Here is a 15,381-nt window from a genome sequence, read left to right on the forward strand (position 1 = left end):
TGGTTTTTTATTCTGACATCAATCTTTTTTCTCCTGTTATTGCTTGAATAGGGGCTATATCCTGTGTAAATTCTAAAGTTCCTAGAAATTCTCCTTTTTCATCTCTCACAGCAAAATAACTAATTAAAATATATTTATCTCCCATCTTGATCCAAAAACTTTCACTATCTTTCTTTCCTCTTCTAAGATCGTCTACTAACTTATCTACTACATTTACAGATGCTGGCGGATGACAGTTTTCAACTGATCTACCAATCACCGCCTTAGTTCTGGCAAATATTCTTTCTTTTCCTTGGGAAAAATATTTAACTATATTATCCTTATCTACAAATGTCATATCTCCAGGTATACTATTTAATATATAATTAATTTCCTTAGATGTTAATATTCCTGTTTCAAATTTTATATAACCATCATCTACTGTATTCTTTGTCTCTTCTTTTGCCTTTTGTTCTACATTTACTCTTGCTCTATTCCATTTCCCTTCTGGAGCTATTAATGCATATCCTATCTCATCCGACTCATCATATATGCTAATCCATTCATCTTCTGTCAAAGTGTCTAAACACATAGGGAATAATATGCTATCTTCCTTAAATATCATTTCTTTTACCTGAATTAGCATCTCCTCCACTTTTTCAGCAACCTCATCTTTATTTCCCTTATAGGAAGTTAAAGATAATTTAATATCCTTTATTTTAGCTCTTATTTCATCATCTACACCCCACATAACCTTCGGTGGTGCTGTGATTCCATACTTCTCTAGATATGGAAATATTAGGTTTTCCTTTCTGCTATAATGTTTATCAATATCCCAGAGTAAATTAATATCAGAGATTAAAGTGAATATATTTTCCTTTGAGTCATTTCCTTTAAATCTAACCAAATTAGGCTTGATTACATTTTCTATATGTTCCTCTATTGCCTTATTTTCCTGTCTCATAGTATAAATAGGATGTCCCGGTACTTCTTCAGGATGATGAATTTCTTCTATAGAGCCTTTAAATACAGCCGCATGAACATCACAAAGGTTTTGTATTTCTTCTATAGGTAATCCTTCTTTAACAAGCTGTACCTCCATTTCTGATATTTCTTTGGCAGATACTCCTTTAATTACCTCAGCAAATTTGGCCTTTACTTCTTCTACCGTTTTTCCTTCATGTAGCTCTTTAATTACTTCTTTAAGTATCTTTTGTCTATGTTCTCTATTATTAATTAATTCACTCATTTTATCACTCCTATATTCTATTTCTTAATATAATACCCCTTATACGCTAATATAATTAAGTAAATAAAAAAATTGCCCCTAAAATAGGAGCAATTCTTTTATTTACTTACTTCTAATGAAGACAATGCTTCATTTACAAGTGATACAACCTTATCCTCTACATCCTTATTTATTAAATTGTTGTTTTCTTTAATAACATCAATATATTTATTTACTACAAATGCTGTGGCTGAATCTTTTATTTTGGCTGTTTTATTATAGCTTTCTAATACATCATCATAAATCTTCTTTGTTTCAAAATCAGCTATTGGAGTATTATCTAGCCCTCCTAGATAAAGAGCTAGTTTGTTTTTATAGTTTCCTAGCATTTCTTCATATCTCTGTCCTTGAGAATATTTCTCTATATATTTCTCTGTTTTTATTATTCTATCGGCCAAATCATCATAGGAAATTCTTAGTCCAGCATCCATTGCTACTGGCTCATTTGAGTCCATAGCTTTAATCTCGATATATTCCTTTATTTCATCTGAAATATAATTATTGTATTGTTTTATTTTTTCATAGTCTATTATTGGATAGTAACTTCCTTCTAAATTTATAAGTTTATATTTACTATTTATTGTTTTTGTAATCTCGTCACGAAGCTTTTCATTCTGTATGTCTTTTATTTTATCCTCTGGGAAGAAAAGTTCTGTGCCTGCAATAGTCATTAGTTCTCCATTAGTATCTGCCTGAGAAATTTTATTGGTTGTAACATCTAAGGACTGATTAAGTATTTTCTCTAATTCTGATACCATCTTGTCCCCTTCTATCTGAGAAAGCTTTCCTATATTCTCATCTATAAAAAAGACTATCTTATCTAACTCTTTACCATTTAAAGCATTGTTAAATTCTGCCATAATCTTTTCTCTATCTTTTTCATTTGTCTCTAAATCTTCTGTAGGTCCTGCTGGATCTTTAACAGGATCTGTTATTGCTGGACTTTTCTTTTTACATCCTGAAAGAGTTGTAACTAAAACAACTAAAATAAGAATTATAGCCATATTTATTGACTTCTTCATAAATATCACCACTTTCATAATTATTTAATTAATACTATTATACCCAAACTATACCATATACTTAATAATAAGTCGTTACATTTCTATTACAAATCCTATGAAAAGCATTTCTATTTTATTTATTTTATTATACAATAGTATAGATGCATAAATGAAGGGTGGTTTATTATGGATATCAAAATATTAAAAAAAGAAAAGTCTATATATAAAGTGAATTTATTTTATCTTTGTACAATTATATGGTCTATATTTAGCCAATTCTTACCTACACCAGCAAATTCATATCAATATATAGCGTTTTTAATACCTATTAGTATTTATCTATTTTTCAATAGGTCTGAAGTGGAGAGAATACTGAAGCCAGATATGTTAGACTTAAAAAGTACAATAATTATATTCCTTATATGGCTGACCTCATTACCCCTTATATTTCTAATTGTTGAATTATATATTTACTTTTTTGGAAGCACTTTAGCAGATATAGTATCTCAAGATACTCATAAAACCTTTGCTTTCAATCTATTTTTTACTGCAATAACTCCTGCTATTTTAGAAGAAATCTTAATGAGGGGAATTATATTAGATGGATATAGAAATAAATCTAGATTAGTAGCTGCTACAATGAATGGTCTTATGTTTGGAATGTTACATTTAAATTCTTTCCAATTTTTCCATACCTTTATAGCAGGGTTTTTAGCCTCTTTTCTTGTATTCGCTACTAATTCCATATTTGCAGGCATTCTTATTCATATGATAAATAATGGTCTGCCTTTAACATTAAACTATTTATATCCTCCTAATCCTAATATTGGATATGCAGAGGATCCAAATTTTCTATTATTAACTCTCTATGCTCTATTAGGTGTTATGTTTTTATTTCAATTGATTAAAGTATTATTTAAAATAAATAATATTCCTTTCAGAATAGATAAAGATTTATCTGATGAGAGGATTTTCAACCTGCCTTTGATATTGTCAATGTTTATATTTTTAGGATTTAGTGCTTTGATAATATTTTCACTTTAAGTAGGTATTATTATTGCCCAGTATAGACACTACTGTACATGTATATTGACCCCATATAATAATAAAAAAGTATCTCTATTAGGGCTCGAGCTTCGCAATGAGAGATACTTTTTTCAATATCATTTTACTAAGTTTATCCTAGTTTTATAAGATAAATCATGCAACTTTTAATCTTGATTTTTCATCTTTCCTTCTTAATATATTAAATTCTTTTTTAACCATAATTGCAGTCCATAAAACTATAATTGAATCAATTACAACCCCTCCATAATAAACACCAGCTACTCCTATCATTTTAGGTAAAACTATCATTGCTGGTATATAGAAAATTAGCTGTCTTGCTATACCAATTATAGCAGCTGGTTTTCCCTTATTAATAGAAGGGAAAAATGTCATTGCCATAAAGATTATGGATAATATCAGTAATATAGACATATTAAGTCTGAAATACACTAAATTAGTTGGGTTAATAATTTTATCTGATATTAATCCTAAAACAGATTCAGGAGATATCATAGAAACAAGCCAAAATGGTAATGTAAGTGAAGTAGATGCAACTGCAAATATTTTAAAGGAATCAATTGCACGTTCATATTGTTTGGCTCCGTAATTAATCCCCACTACTGGCTGTAATGCACGCATTAATCCAAAGATTGGTGTCAATAAGAAGTTAAAAACACGAAATGTTGATCCATAAAATGCCAGATCTGAAACTGTGCCATATTTAGATATTGGGTTTAAAACGACAACTCCTTGTATTACAGTCATAACACTCATTATCAGAGAAGATATTCCTAATCCTATAGTCTGCGTTATTATATCTTTATCTCTATAAATTGCAAAAACTTTTGTTTTAAATGAAGAAAATCCTTTACTAAAATAAATCCAATTTGTAAGAGTATAAACAAACATCCCAATATTTGTACCCCATGCAGCTTCTTTTACTCCAAAGTCAAATACTACCATAAGTATATAGTTGGCAATGACATTAACTATCAACCCTAGTCCCATCATTACTGCTGCTGACTTCATTTTCCCTTCGGCTCTTACTATCATATTTCCCGCTAATCCATATATCCAGAAAAATGGGCCAATTATTGTAATTCTCAAATAACTATCTCCCAATACTAATGTTTCCCCTTCTCCCCCATAATTCTTACTAATGGAGCTGAAAAAAGCAATCCTAATATCATATAAATTAATGTTATGATTAAAGAAAGATAATTTACATTACCTATTAAGCGTTCTTGCGTTTTTTTATCATCTTTCCCTAAAGCAATACTTAATACTGAACCAGCTCCAACTCCTATCAAAGATCCTAATCCATACTAATCTGTAAGCTACAGAAACTCCTGCCAAGGCAGTTTCTCCTACATAACGACCAACAAACACACCATCAATAAAAGTATTAAATCCATATAGAATCATAGCAATAACTGCTGGCCATGACAATTCAAATATAACCTTCCATAAATTACTGGATAAAATGAGTTGCTTTTGTTTTTCTTTTTGATTCGATGAAGCTATTGCTGTTATCAAGCTAGTTCTGTAATGATTGGTAAATAGAGCCACTGCAAGCTAAAAAATTCATATAAAATAACTCAAGTAAATGAGGATATTTAAATCTTTCCTAACAATTTAAATCCTGTCCAGATTATTAAATCTAAACAGGATTTTTTCTATGGGATAATCTTACTATTCTATAAGCATTAGACATCTAAATAACTATAGCTTACTAATAAATATACTATGAAAGAAACAAATGATTCAAGTAATTTCATGACCATCACCTATGTCATTATTTAAGACATTTATCAGAGAGTTATTCACTATTTATTCAGAAAATGGTTAGTTATAATTTTATATGCTTTTATTCACTTCTCTGTATTCACTAGGAGTTATATTAAATTGAATCTTAAAAGCTTCTGAGAATTTACTAGGGTTATTATATCCTACAATATTTGCAATTTCTGATAGATTCATCTCTGTATTTTCAAGTAAATACCTTCCTTTATGCAGTCTAACTTCTCTTAAATATCCATAAGGTGTATTATTAAATAATTCTTTAAATCCTTTCTTTAATTTATATGGATTTATATTACATATCCTTGACAGTTCTTTTATACTAGGGGGTGATTCGATATTGTTCATCAATATATCTTTAGCTTTATATATTTCATCTATATCAGCCTTATTTAAATTTATCTCTTTTCTTTTACTAATTCCATAACTTACACTCTTTGATATGATTTCTATAAGCTTACTTTGACATAAAAGCAAGCTTATGGCATCTTTAAAATCATAATTATATCTAAGCAATTCCCTTATGCTCCATTCTATACTAGGAGGAGCCTTTACTTTAAAATAACTCTTCCCTTTAAATATGGCTTTCATGGACTTTTCCCATGTTTCCAACATTTCTTCTACACATTCTGGAAAGAAAAATTTTTTAATTTCATCATTACATAAAGATATTATAAATCCATTATAATTTTTCATTTCCATTATAAAACACTCTGATAAAGATAAATCATCATTTGTATGAAATACCAAATCCCCTTCTTTTATATTTATACTTTCTTTTTTATTTTCTAGATATACAATTGATTGACCACTTATACAGTAATTAATTTCAAAAAAATTCTTATACTTAAGCTCTGAATTTGAAACCTGTGTAGTTCCTGTATAATCTGTACTTAAATAAAATTCTAATCCTTGATTTAGAATTACTCTACTAATTAGCCCACTTCCAATATTATCATTTACTTTATACTGAATAAACGTAGGTTTTATTACAGTTCGAGTTAAACATCTATTTTCCATTAAATTAAAATATATTTCATATTATAAAAAGAAGATACATACAAATGAAGCAATAGTATCTATGGTTAAGCTTTAACTGCTATTATTTTAGGGGAGATAATATTAATGCACAATAGAGGAGGTCATTATGAATAAATTATATAAAATTAGTGTTTTTATTATAATTTTAATATCTATACTTTCATATTTTACTTATATATATGCTGAGGAAAATTATGAATACAAATACTATACAGCTACAATTACTGATGTTAAGGAAATTCTAAAGAATGATATTAAAATATATAAAATTAGAGTGAAGTTTATAGAAGGACCTCATGAAAATAAAACCATTACTCTGGAGCACATGCCAATTGGAGGAACTTCCTTAGATATCAATTTTAAAAATGGTATGTCTATTATAGTTTCTTTAAAACTCGTAAATGGAAATATTGAGAGTGCTAGTTTCTTTGATATCAATCGAAGAAACACAATTAAAATACTCACTATTTTTTTATAGTTACCTTAGTTATATTTGGAGGATTAAAGGGGATTCTTGCAGTTTTTTCTCTTTTATTAACTTTTTTACTAATTATATTTTGCTTGATACCTTTAATATTAAATGGTTTTAATTCTATATTGGCTACTATAATTACCTCTTCTATAGCTATATTGATAAACTTTTTATTAATAAGTGGTTTCAGTAAAAAAAGTTTTTGTGCCATTATAAGCACTATAGGAGGAACAGTTATAGCTGGATTATGTGCCTTCTATTTTGGAAATCTAATGGCTTTGACAGGATTTACTGATGATTATGTACAAACATTAGTGACTCATACAGACCTAATCATAGATTATCGTGGTTTATTATTTAGTGGCATTATTTTAGGCACTATGGGTGCTGTAATGGATATTGGCATGTCTATTACTTCTTTTATCTTTGAAATTAAAAAACAATATCCTAATACATCATCTGTATCTTTATTTAAATCAGGTTTAAATGTGGGAAAGGATGTTATGTCTACTATGGCAAACACCTTGATTTTAGCATATGCAGGTGCCTCTTTACCTTTATTCTTATTACTCATAGATATGAATACATCTTTTATGAATGCAGTAAATATGGAATTTATTGCCGAAGAAATTTTGCGTTCTCTAAGTGGTAGTATAGGTCTAGTTTTGACAATACCTATAACTTCTCTTATAGCTTCTATAAAAGCATAAAATTTATATGCAAAATCAAAGTTAAAATCAATTATTTAACCTTCTGACCTCTTTGATGTTGTCTTTTCGATTAACAGAGCCTTGAAAAAAATAGTCAATATAATACAATAATATTATATTGACTATTTTGGTTAAACCAATATAGTCAGAAAGGAGCCCTTATGAATAATAAATTTTATGAATTACCAGAAGAAAAACAGATGCGAATAATAAATGCTGGCTTTGAAGTGTTTGCAAAAAACGAATATAAGAAAGCCTCAACTGAGGAAATTGCTTCTCGTGCAAATATATCTAAGGGACTACTTTTTTACTACTTCCATAATAAAAAATCTCTATATCTATTCTTATATTCATATGCAGAAAAACTTATCAAAGAAAGTATCATTGATCTCCATTTTAATGAAATAACCGACTTTTTTGAGCTTTGTGAATATGCAGCTTTACAGAAATATAAGCTTTTACACAAATCTCCCCATATCATGGAATTTATAATGCGGGCATTTTATTCTCAAAGGGAAGATGTATCAGATGATATTAACAAGAAATTTCAGAATCCAACTTCTGGATTTTTAGCAAAATATTTTTCAAAAATAGATTATTCAAAATTTAAGCCTGAAATCAATCCACAAGATATATTACAAATGCTAATATGGATGACAGATGCTATCTCCATGAAAAACAAAGACAAGATACCACATTTGTACTTGATGAATTAATAGACAAATACGGAATATGGTCAAAGATGCTTAAAAACATATCATACAAGGAGGAATATCTATGAGTGTAATCACGGTTTCAAATTTAACAAAGGATTATGGAAAAAACAGAGGGATTTTTGATTTAAGCTTTGAAATACACAAGGGTGAGGTTTTCGGATATCTAGGACCAAACGGCGCTGGAAAAACTACAACTATTCGTCATCTACTTGGATTTCTGAATGCTGACAAAGGAGAATGCCATATCGGTCAGTTAAATTGTAGAACTGATGCTGAACAGATTCAAAGGGACTTAGGATATCTTCCAGGTGAAATAGCATTTTTTGACGACATGAGCGGAATCGGATATCTAAAATTTATAGCAAATATGCGTGGTATGAAAAACTTTGAAAAGATGAACGAATTAATATCATACTTTGAACTTGATCCCAGCGGACGCATCAAGAAAATGTCAAAAGGGATGAAACAGAAAATCGGAATTGTCAGTGCTTTTATGCATGACCCGTCAACACTTATTCTCGACGAACCCACATCTGGACTTGATCCTCTCATGCAAAATAAATTTATTGAACTTATACTCAATGAGAAAAGCAAAGGTAAAACAATTCTGATGTCATCTCATAGCTTTGAAGAAGTGGAGCGTACTTGTGACCGTATTGGTATTATTAAAAAGGTAGATTTGTCACAATCGAAACGGTAGAAAATCTCAAAAAGGCACAGCGAAAAATATATAGTATTTCCCTACGAAACGAGAAGGCTGCCAAGGATTTCGCCACCGAACCTCTGGAGATTATCTCCATAAATGGAGATAAGGTTCATGTTGCAATAAAAGATAATATCAAGGCACTGACAACAGCATTAGACCGTCATCCCGTAACAGGTATTGATGTAGTATCCCAGAGTCTTGAAGAAGTATTTATGTCATATTATGGAGGTGAAAATAATGCTTAACTCAGTGCTTTTAAAAAATACTCTAAGGTCAAATTATAAGTTGATACTTATCTTTCTAGGTGTTCTTGCAATGTATATGACCATCATAATAGGAATGTTTGATCCCAATGATTTGGATATATTGAATCAGCTCGCCGCACTGAAATTATCACCAGAGCTGCTTGCAGCATTCGGATTCACTTTAACAGACACAAGTCTTGTAGGATTTATCTCCTCTTATTTCTATGGACTTTTAATGCTGGCTCTTCCCATGGTATGTTATATTATTCTTGGTAACACTCTTGTGGCGAAACTAGTGGATAGAGGTTCAATGGCAAGCGTTCTTTCCACTCCTATTTCAAGAAAAAAAGTTGCGTTTACACAAGGTATGTTTCTACTGGCAGCAATTACTTCTCTAGTAGCCTTTGTAACAGTTTGGGGCATTTTCATCTGTGAAATGAGGTTTTCAGGACTTTTGGACATAAGTGCATTTATTAAAGTGAATTTTGGTGTATTGCTACTTCATTATGCAATCAGTGGTATTTGTTTTTTCGCTTCTTGTCTTTTTAATGAAAGTAAATTATCTCTTATGTTGGGTGCAGGTTTACCGATTGGGTTTTTGCTTATTCAAATGCTTCATAACGCAAATGGAGATATAAAAATATTGAAATATCTTACTATTTTTTCATTGTTTAGCCCACTTGATATAATTCATGGTGAAAATATTTTGATACAAATGCTTGTGCTTATAATTATTACTGTTACATTGTACATTGGAGGAATTATTGTATTTGATGAAAAGAATTTACCAATATAAATTGTATATTAAAAGCCACAGTCAATATTTATTAGAGTAGCTTTTAATGTTAGGTAAATCTTTCTGTCTATTTATATGTCCTAACTTGAAACTAATAAAAAAGAAAAATCCTAATTAGGATTTTTCTTTTTTATGGAAAGTTATTTTAACTATTACACTCATATAATAATTGTTTGTGGTTTACATATAAATTTTTTATTTTATTTTTTCTATTTTCCAAGATATTTAATATGTAAACCTTCTTTGATTCATCATATAATGAAAAAATTTCTCTGTGATCATAGTTATTGGTATACACTTTCCAATACCCGTTAAATAAGCATTTATCTCCATTAATAAACCCTATTACATCCTCATATGGTATACCTAAAAATATACCACTTTCATGGGGAAAACTACCATTGACTATCCTTTCTCTCAGGCAATTCAAGCATCGTTCCAATTGAAAATTATTATTATAGCCAAATTCACATAATAGCTTATGATTTTTTTCTAATCTTAGATGTTCGGAAAGATTAGACCTATCATAAACTAGCAAAACAATGCCTTCCTTTGTTTCTTGAAGCGTAATCGACTCTAGATTATATCGCCCCAATATATTACAGCCATTTTCATTCCAGTAATTATAAAGCTTTCTTCTACAATTTTTTAATGTGATAGTAGATGCTGGCTTAATGCCTGTAATAACTGGAGATAACATACATCCGATAAAATTTTCTGCATATTCATCTTCGTCTAATAATTCAATTTTATTTAAGAAACTCATTAACAAATTGCCAGCCATTATTTACTTCCTATTCTACAATCCTTCTACCATAGTCCATACATTTATTTGCTTCTTCTCCCTCAGGGAATAAGTTAACTATACACCCTTCTTCAAATATATTTACTCCATAGGAACCCATTCTTTCGACCCAGTTCCTCATCCATTCTCCATCTCCCCAATCATAAGAGCCAAATAATCCTACAGTTTTATCCTTTACACTATCTTTTATAGACTCTACAAAAGGTTCCATTTCACTTTCTTCAATTGTCTCACTTCCCATTGAAGGAGAACCTAGCAATAATATATCTGAATTAACTACATCTTCTATTTTTGCATTTCCAACAGGAATTAACTTTACTTCAGAACCATTTTCCTGTGCTCCTTTGGCTATTAAATTAGCCATTTCTTCTGTATTACCTGTGCCTGACCAATATATTACAGATACTTTTTTCATATTTACTACCTTCCTTTCTAGTTTGAACTTAGATTTATTTAATAGTATTGTTAATGACAACTATTTCCACTTTCAGATTGATCACAGCCGCTGCATCCACATCCACAGCCACTGCCATTTTTCTTTGATTTATATATACTGCGTATAGCTAAAGCTATAGCTATCAATACAATAGCACCAACAATGTATGTTCCCATAAATTATCTCACCGCCATTCCTTCTTTCCCCTTAGATTGTTTTTGGACTTGATCAGGGGAATATGGTTTTTTAAATAACATAAATATCATCAAAGCAGCAAAGATAAAGGCAAATACAGTACCAATGCCAAATCCATTGCCTTGAATAAGCATTCCAATCTGATACACAATTAGAGATACAACATATGCAAGAGCACATTGATATCCTATGGCAAAAATAGTCCATTTACCAGACATCATTTCCCTTCTAAGTGCTCCTATGGCAGCAAAGCAAGGTGCACACAATAGATTGAATATAAGGAATGAATATGCAGATAATTGAGTAAAAGCAGCTGCAAATTGAGGCCAATATTCAGCACCATCTTCTGCTACTTCAGCAAATCCATAGAGAATTCCAAAGGTCCCTACTACATTTTCTTTTGCTATAAGCCCAGTAATAGACGCAACTGCCGGTTTCCAATCTCCCCATCCTAAAGGTGAAAATATCGGTGCAATGACATTACCTATACCAGCTAAAATAGATTCTTCCGCATCAACCATTTGCATTGACCAGTTGAAACTGCTCAAGAACCAAATTAAAATCGTTGCTAATAATACAATAGTTCCTGCTTTTTTTACGAAGGCTAAACCACGCTCATACATAGTTCTTAAAACGCCTTTAACCTTTGGAAGATGGTATGCTGGCAATTCTATGATAAAAGGTGACGGCTCACTTGCAAATAATTTGGTCTTCTTCAACATAATGCCTGAAACAATGATAGCTGCTATACCTACAAAATATGCAGATGGGGCTACCCATACTGATTCTGGAAATAGTGCACCAGAAATCAATGCAATTATAGGTAATTTGGCACCACAAGGCATAAAAGTTGTTGTCATGACTGTCATTCTACGTTCATTATCATTTTCAATAGTACGAGAAGCCATAATTCCAGGAACACCACATCCAGTAGATACTAATATTGGTATAAATGACTTACCAGACAAACCAAATTTTCTAAATATCCTATCCATTACAAAGGCAATACGAGCCATATATCCACAATCTTCTAAAATCGCTAAGCATAAAAACAATACAAGCATTTGAGGCAAGAAACCAAGAACGGCTCCTACACCTGCAACAATTCCATCAAGAATCAATGAACTTAGCCACTCGGCAGTTCCCATACTTTCAAGAAAACCTCCTATGGCTTCAGGAACTATTTCACCAAATAGACTGTCATTTACCCAGTCAGTCATAGCTGTTCCTACAGTGGAAATAGAAATATAATAAATAAGAAACATAACTATTGCAAAAATCGGTAATGCCAAAATTCGATTAGTTACAATTCTATCAATCTTATCTGATGTAGTAAGTCTAGATTTATTCTTTACCTTGAAACATTGTTTAATAATGGATGATATGTATGTGTACCGTTCATTTGTGATAATACTTTCACTATCATCGTCAAATTTCTGTTCACAATCTACAATTATATCTTCTATCTGTTGCTGTAATTCGGTTCTAAAGGATGTTTCTTTTAATATTTCCTTATCTCGCTCAAATAACTTTATAGCATACCATCTTATACTTGAGCTGTTAATCTTATCTTCAACTAAATCACTGATTCTATTTAGCGCATCTTCAACTGGTTCCGAAAAAGTATGCTGTGGAACAGATTTAGCATTTGATTGTACGAGAGCCACAGCTTTTTCCACAGCGTCCTTGGAACCAATACCTTTAATAGCAGATGTTTCAACCACTTCACATCCTAAAGCTTTGCTAAGCTTTTTAATATCTATGATATCACCATTTTTCTTAACGATATCGATCATATTAAGTGCTACAACTACTGGAACTCCAATCTCTGTAAGCTGAGTAGTAAGATATAGGTTCCTTTCAAGATTTGAAGCATCAACAATATTAATTATTGCATCTGGTTTTTCTTTAATTAAATAATTCCTTGATACAACCTCTTCCAATGAATATGGAGACAATGAATATATACCAGGTAAATCTTGAATAATAATATCTTTATTAGCCTTTAGCCTCCCATCTTTTTTCTCAACTGTTACCCCGGGCCAGTTACCTACGTGCTGATTACTTCCAGTCAAATCATTAAACATAGTTGTTTTCCCACTATTGGGATTTCCTGCCAATGCAATTGTTTTAGACATAAGATTATTCCTCCTCTCATAATTTTCTTAATCTACTTCCACCATTTTGGCATCATTTTTCCTTATACTAAGCTCATATCCACGAACATTTAGCTCTATAGGGTCTCCTAAAGGAGCCACCTTTCTAACCATAACCTGTGTACCTTTTGTCAATCCCATATCCATAATCCTGCGCTTAATAGAACCTTCACCATGAAGTTTTAATACAGTTACAGTTTCTCCGCAAGCAATTTGATTAAGGGTTTTCATTTTTTATTCCTCCTCTTTAAACTAAAATTTTACTAGCCATCTGGCTATCGATGGCTACCCTTGTATCCTTTACATCTACAATAAGATTTCCCTTGATTTTAGATATAATTACTATATCCTCGCCAACGACAAATCCTAAACTGCCTAAAAATCTTTTAGTCTCATCTCTTCCGTTTATCTGCTTTATTGAGATTTTTTCACCTTCATTTACAAATGTGAGAGGCATCATACTTCATCTCCTTTCTTCTCTAACTTTGTTGAATAAATAAAAATCTAATTAATACTATTGTATCGATATTGATAATCATTATCAATATTGTTGTAAAAAAATATTGATTTTGCTCTTAATTAAAAATCAATTTTATAAATTATATTATATGTTTATTAGTTAAATTCGTAATATCTAAGTTTGCCGCATTCTTATATTACTCTACTAGATATTAACAAACCTTAACTTTTAATTGAAGTAATGTTTCTTCAAGAGAATTTTTACTGCTTGTATGACATCTCAATATAGGTATCTTTTTCCTCTTGGCCTCTTTGGTAGCAGTAAGTGCCATCTTATGAGAAACCGTATTTGTAAATAAAACAATAGCTTGTGGCTCTCCAATATTCTTATTAAATCTAGATGGCATCTGTGTAAAAATTTTCATCTTATATCCGTGTTTATCTCCGATCTCCCTATAATCATCATGCATTCTATCGTGTCCGCCTACTAAAACTATGCACATTATGTACCCTTTAACATAAAAATGCTTATAATATATTATTTATGCTAAAGGACTCCCTCCTTTCTTTTGAAAATTAGTTAAGGCTTTTACTATTATCCTTAATATAATTCGCTAATTGATAATCATTATCAATTAGCCTTTTAAAAAAAACCACTTTCCTATCAAGTAGTTACTTTTATCCCTATAATAATTGACATAATTATTCTTTTATTTGTATCGTATGATATCAAAATAACTATTAAATGTCAATAAAAACTTATAATATATTTCCTTTTATTTTTATCAATATAAAAGTCCCCAAATGGGGACCTTTTATTACATATTAGGAACACAAATTGCTTTACCCACTACGAAATCTGACGGAGTTAAGTTTGCATTCATCATCATTAGGGCCGAAACGGATATATTAAATTTTTGAGCTAATGCTACTACTGCTGCTCCGCTTGATGGAATATCCCCTTGAGTTATAGTATATTTTTTAGCACCCGTGGGACAGGGGCATCCCATATCAACATGAGGCATTATACAAATTTCTTGACCTGGAGTAAGTCTATCCAAGTTCACATTTGGATTAGCTGCCATTAAATCCATTACTGATACATTAAATCTTAATAAAATAGTTCCCAAGTTATCATTTTCTCTAACTACATATACTGTTCCACCTGAACAATGGCAAGGAGTTGGTGGTTCTACCTTGGGAATACAAATCAATTGACCTACCTGAAGATTATTTGGATCAACACCTGGATTAGCTGCCATTAAAGTTGCCAAAGGTATATTAAACATCGCTGCAATACTAAATAAGGTGTCTCCTGATCTCACTGCATAATATACTCCATTACATGGTGGTGTCGGTGTACCCCTTGGTATACAAATCACTTGACCTACTTGTAGATTATTTGGATTAAGCCCTGGATTTACTGCTAGTATTGCTTCTACTGTTGTATTAAATGTCATTGCTAGCATATGAAGCGTATCTCCAGCTTTTATTGTATAGGAGAATGTTCCCACTGGACATGTTGG

At 30.9% G+C, this 15,381-nt stretch carries 17 protein-coding genes and 1 pseudogene; 6 read left to right on the plus strand and 12 right to left on the minus strand.

The window, feature by feature from the left end; all coding sequences use genetic code 11:
- Positions 1 to 7 precede the first annotated feature (7 nt).
- Together CIW83_RS16405 and CIW83_RS16410 are read right to left on the minus strand one after the other, a co-directional pair.
- Positions 8 to 1,228 (minus strand): DUF438 domain-containing protein, encoded by a 1,221-nt coding sequence (locus CIW83_RS16405; RefSeq protein ID WP_094903161.1) that lies wholly within the window; start codon positions 1,226 to 1,228, stop codon positions 8 to 10.
- Between the two features lie 98 nt (positions 1,229 to 1,326).
- On the minus strand, positions 1,327 to 2,289 hold the full coding sequence (locus CIW83_RS16410) for a hypothetical protein (RefSeq protein ID WP_094903163.1): 963 nt from the start codon (positions 2,287 to 2,289) through the stop codon (positions 1,327 to 1,329).
- A 168-nt stretch (positions 2,290 to 2,457) separates the two neighbouring features.
- Here CIW83_RS16410 and CIW83_RS16415 point away from each other — a divergent pair, with 168 nt between their 5' ends.
- On the plus strand, positions 2,458 to 3,315 hold the full coding sequence (locus CIW83_RS16415) for a CPBP family intramembrane glutamic endopeptidase (protein WP_094903165.1): 858 nt from the start codon (positions 2,458 to 2,460) through the stop codon (positions 3,313 to 3,315).
- A 156-nt stretch (positions 3,316 to 3,471) separates the two neighbouring features.
- On the opposite strand, the pseudogene CIW83_RS16420 reads toward CIW83_RS16415, so the two are convergent.
- Both CIW83_RS16420 and CIW83_RS16425 read right to left on the minus strand, forming a co-directional pair.
- Positions 3,472 to 4,887: pseudogene (locus CIW83_RS16420) on the minus strand (MATE family efflux transporter).
- A gap of 288 nt (positions 4,888 to 5,175) precedes the next feature.
- The gene (locus CIW83_RS16425; RefSeq protein WP_094903167.1) at positions 5,176 to 6,138 is read right to left on the minus strand and encodes a helix-turn-helix transcriptional regulator; all 963 of its coding nucleotides are present in this window, start codon (positions 6,136 to 6,138) and stop codon (positions 5,176 to 5,178) included.
- Positions 6,139 to 6,265: 127 nt separating this feature from the next.
- On the opposite strand from CIW83_RS16425, the gene CIW83_RS16430 reads away from it, so the two are divergent.
- The 5 genes from CIW83_RS16430 to CIW83_RS16450 all read left to right on the plus strand — a co-directional run bounded on the left by CIW83_RS16430 (position 6,266) and on the right by CIW83_RS16450 (position 9,804).
- Positions 6,266 to 6,637, plus strand: coding sequence for a hypothetical protein (locus CIW83_RS16430; RefSeq protein ID WP_094903169.1), 372 nt, complete (start codon positions 6,266 to 6,268; stop codon positions 6,635 to 6,637).
- Between the two features lie 32 nt (positions 6,638 to 6,669).
- Positions 6,670 to 7,341, plus strand: a complete 672-nt coding sequence (locus CIW83_RS16435) for a YibE/F family protein (protein ID WP_235601381.1) — start codon at positions 6,670 to 6,672, stop codon at positions 7,339 to 7,341.
- Positions 7,342 to 7,502: 161 nt separating this feature from the next.
- The gene (locus tag CIW83_RS16440; RefSeq protein ID WP_201259962.1) at positions 7,503 to 8,057 is read left to right on the plus strand and encodes a TetR/AcrR family transcriptional regulator; all 555 of its coding nucleotides are present in this window, start codon (positions 7,503 to 7,505) and stop codon (positions 8,055 to 8,057) included.
- Positions 8,058 to 8,118: 61 nt separating this feature from the next.
- A complete protein-coding gene (locus tag CIW83_RS16445; protein WP_235601380.1) occupies positions 8,119 to 8,757 on the plus strand; it encodes an ABC transporter ATP-binding protein in 639 nt (212 codons plus the stop codon).
- Between the two features lie 243 nt (positions 8,758 to 9,000).
- The gene (locus CIW83_RS16450; RefSeq protein WP_094903173.1) at positions 9,001 to 9,804 is read left to right on the plus strand and encodes a hypothetical protein; all 804 of its coding nucleotides are present in this window, start codon (positions 9,001 to 9,003) and stop codon (positions 9,802 to 9,804) included.
- Positions 9,805 to 9,949: 145 nt separating this feature from the next.
- Here CIW83_RS16450 and CIW83_RS16455 read toward each other — a convergent pair whose 3' ends face one another.
- The 8 genes from CIW83_RS16455 to CIW83_RS16490 all read right to left on the minus strand — a co-directional run.
- Complete coding sequence (locus CIW83_RS16455) at positions 9,950 to 10,588, minus strand: DUF3793 family protein (protein ID WP_094903175.1); 639 nt, start codon at positions 10,586 to 10,588, stop codon at positions 9,950 to 9,952.
- A gap of 10 nt (positions 10,589 to 10,598) precedes the next feature.
- Positions 10,599 to 11,024 (minus strand): flavodoxin, encoded by a 426-nt coding sequence (locus tag CIW83_RS16460; RefSeq protein ID WP_094903193.1) that lies wholly within the window; start codon positions 11,022 to 11,024, stop codon positions 10,599 to 10,601.
- A gap of 50 nt (positions 11,025 to 11,074) precedes the next feature.
- Positions 11,075 to 11,221, minus strand: a complete 147-nt coding sequence (locus CIW83_RS16465) for a FeoB-associated Cys-rich membrane protein (RefSeq protein ID WP_094903177.1) — start codon at positions 11,219 to 11,221, stop codon at positions 11,075 to 11,077.
- A 3-nt stretch (positions 11,222 to 11,224) separates the two neighbouring features.
- Complete coding sequence (gene feoB / locus CIW83_RS16470) at positions 11,225 to 13,378, minus strand: ferrous iron transport protein B (protein ID WP_094903179.1); 2,154 nt, start codon at positions 13,376 to 13,378, stop codon at positions 11,225 to 11,227.
- Between the two features lie 27 nt (positions 13,379 to 13,405).
- Positions 13,406 to 13,627 (minus strand): ferrous iron transport protein A, encoded by a 222-nt coding sequence (locus CIW83_RS16475; protein WP_094903181.1) that lies wholly within the window; start codon positions 13,625 to 13,627, stop codon positions 13,406 to 13,408.
- Between the two features lie 16 nt (positions 13,628 to 13,643).
- On the minus strand, positions 13,644 to 13,856 hold the full coding sequence (locus tag CIW83_RS16480; protein WP_094903183.1) for a FeoA family protein: 213 nt from the start codon (positions 13,854 to 13,856) through the stop codon (positions 13,644 to 13,646).
- A gap of 211 nt (positions 13,857 to 14,067) precedes the next feature.
- Entirely contained in the window at positions 14,068 to 14,358 is a 291-nt protein-coding gene (locus CIW83_RS16485) for a DUF2325 domain-containing protein (protein ID WP_094903185.1), read from the minus strand.
- Between the two features lie 315 nt (positions 14,359 to 14,673).
- Positions 14,674 to 15,381 (minus strand): LysM peptidoglycan-binding domain-containing protein (locus CIW83_RS16490; protein WP_143598577.1); only part of this gene is annotated, 708 nt, incomplete at its 5' end.

The organism is Tissierella sp. P1 (genome assembly GCF_002266425.1).
GTDB classification, from domain to species: Bacteria; Bacillota; Clostridia; order Tissierellales; family Tissierellaceae; genus Tissierella; species Tissierella carlieri.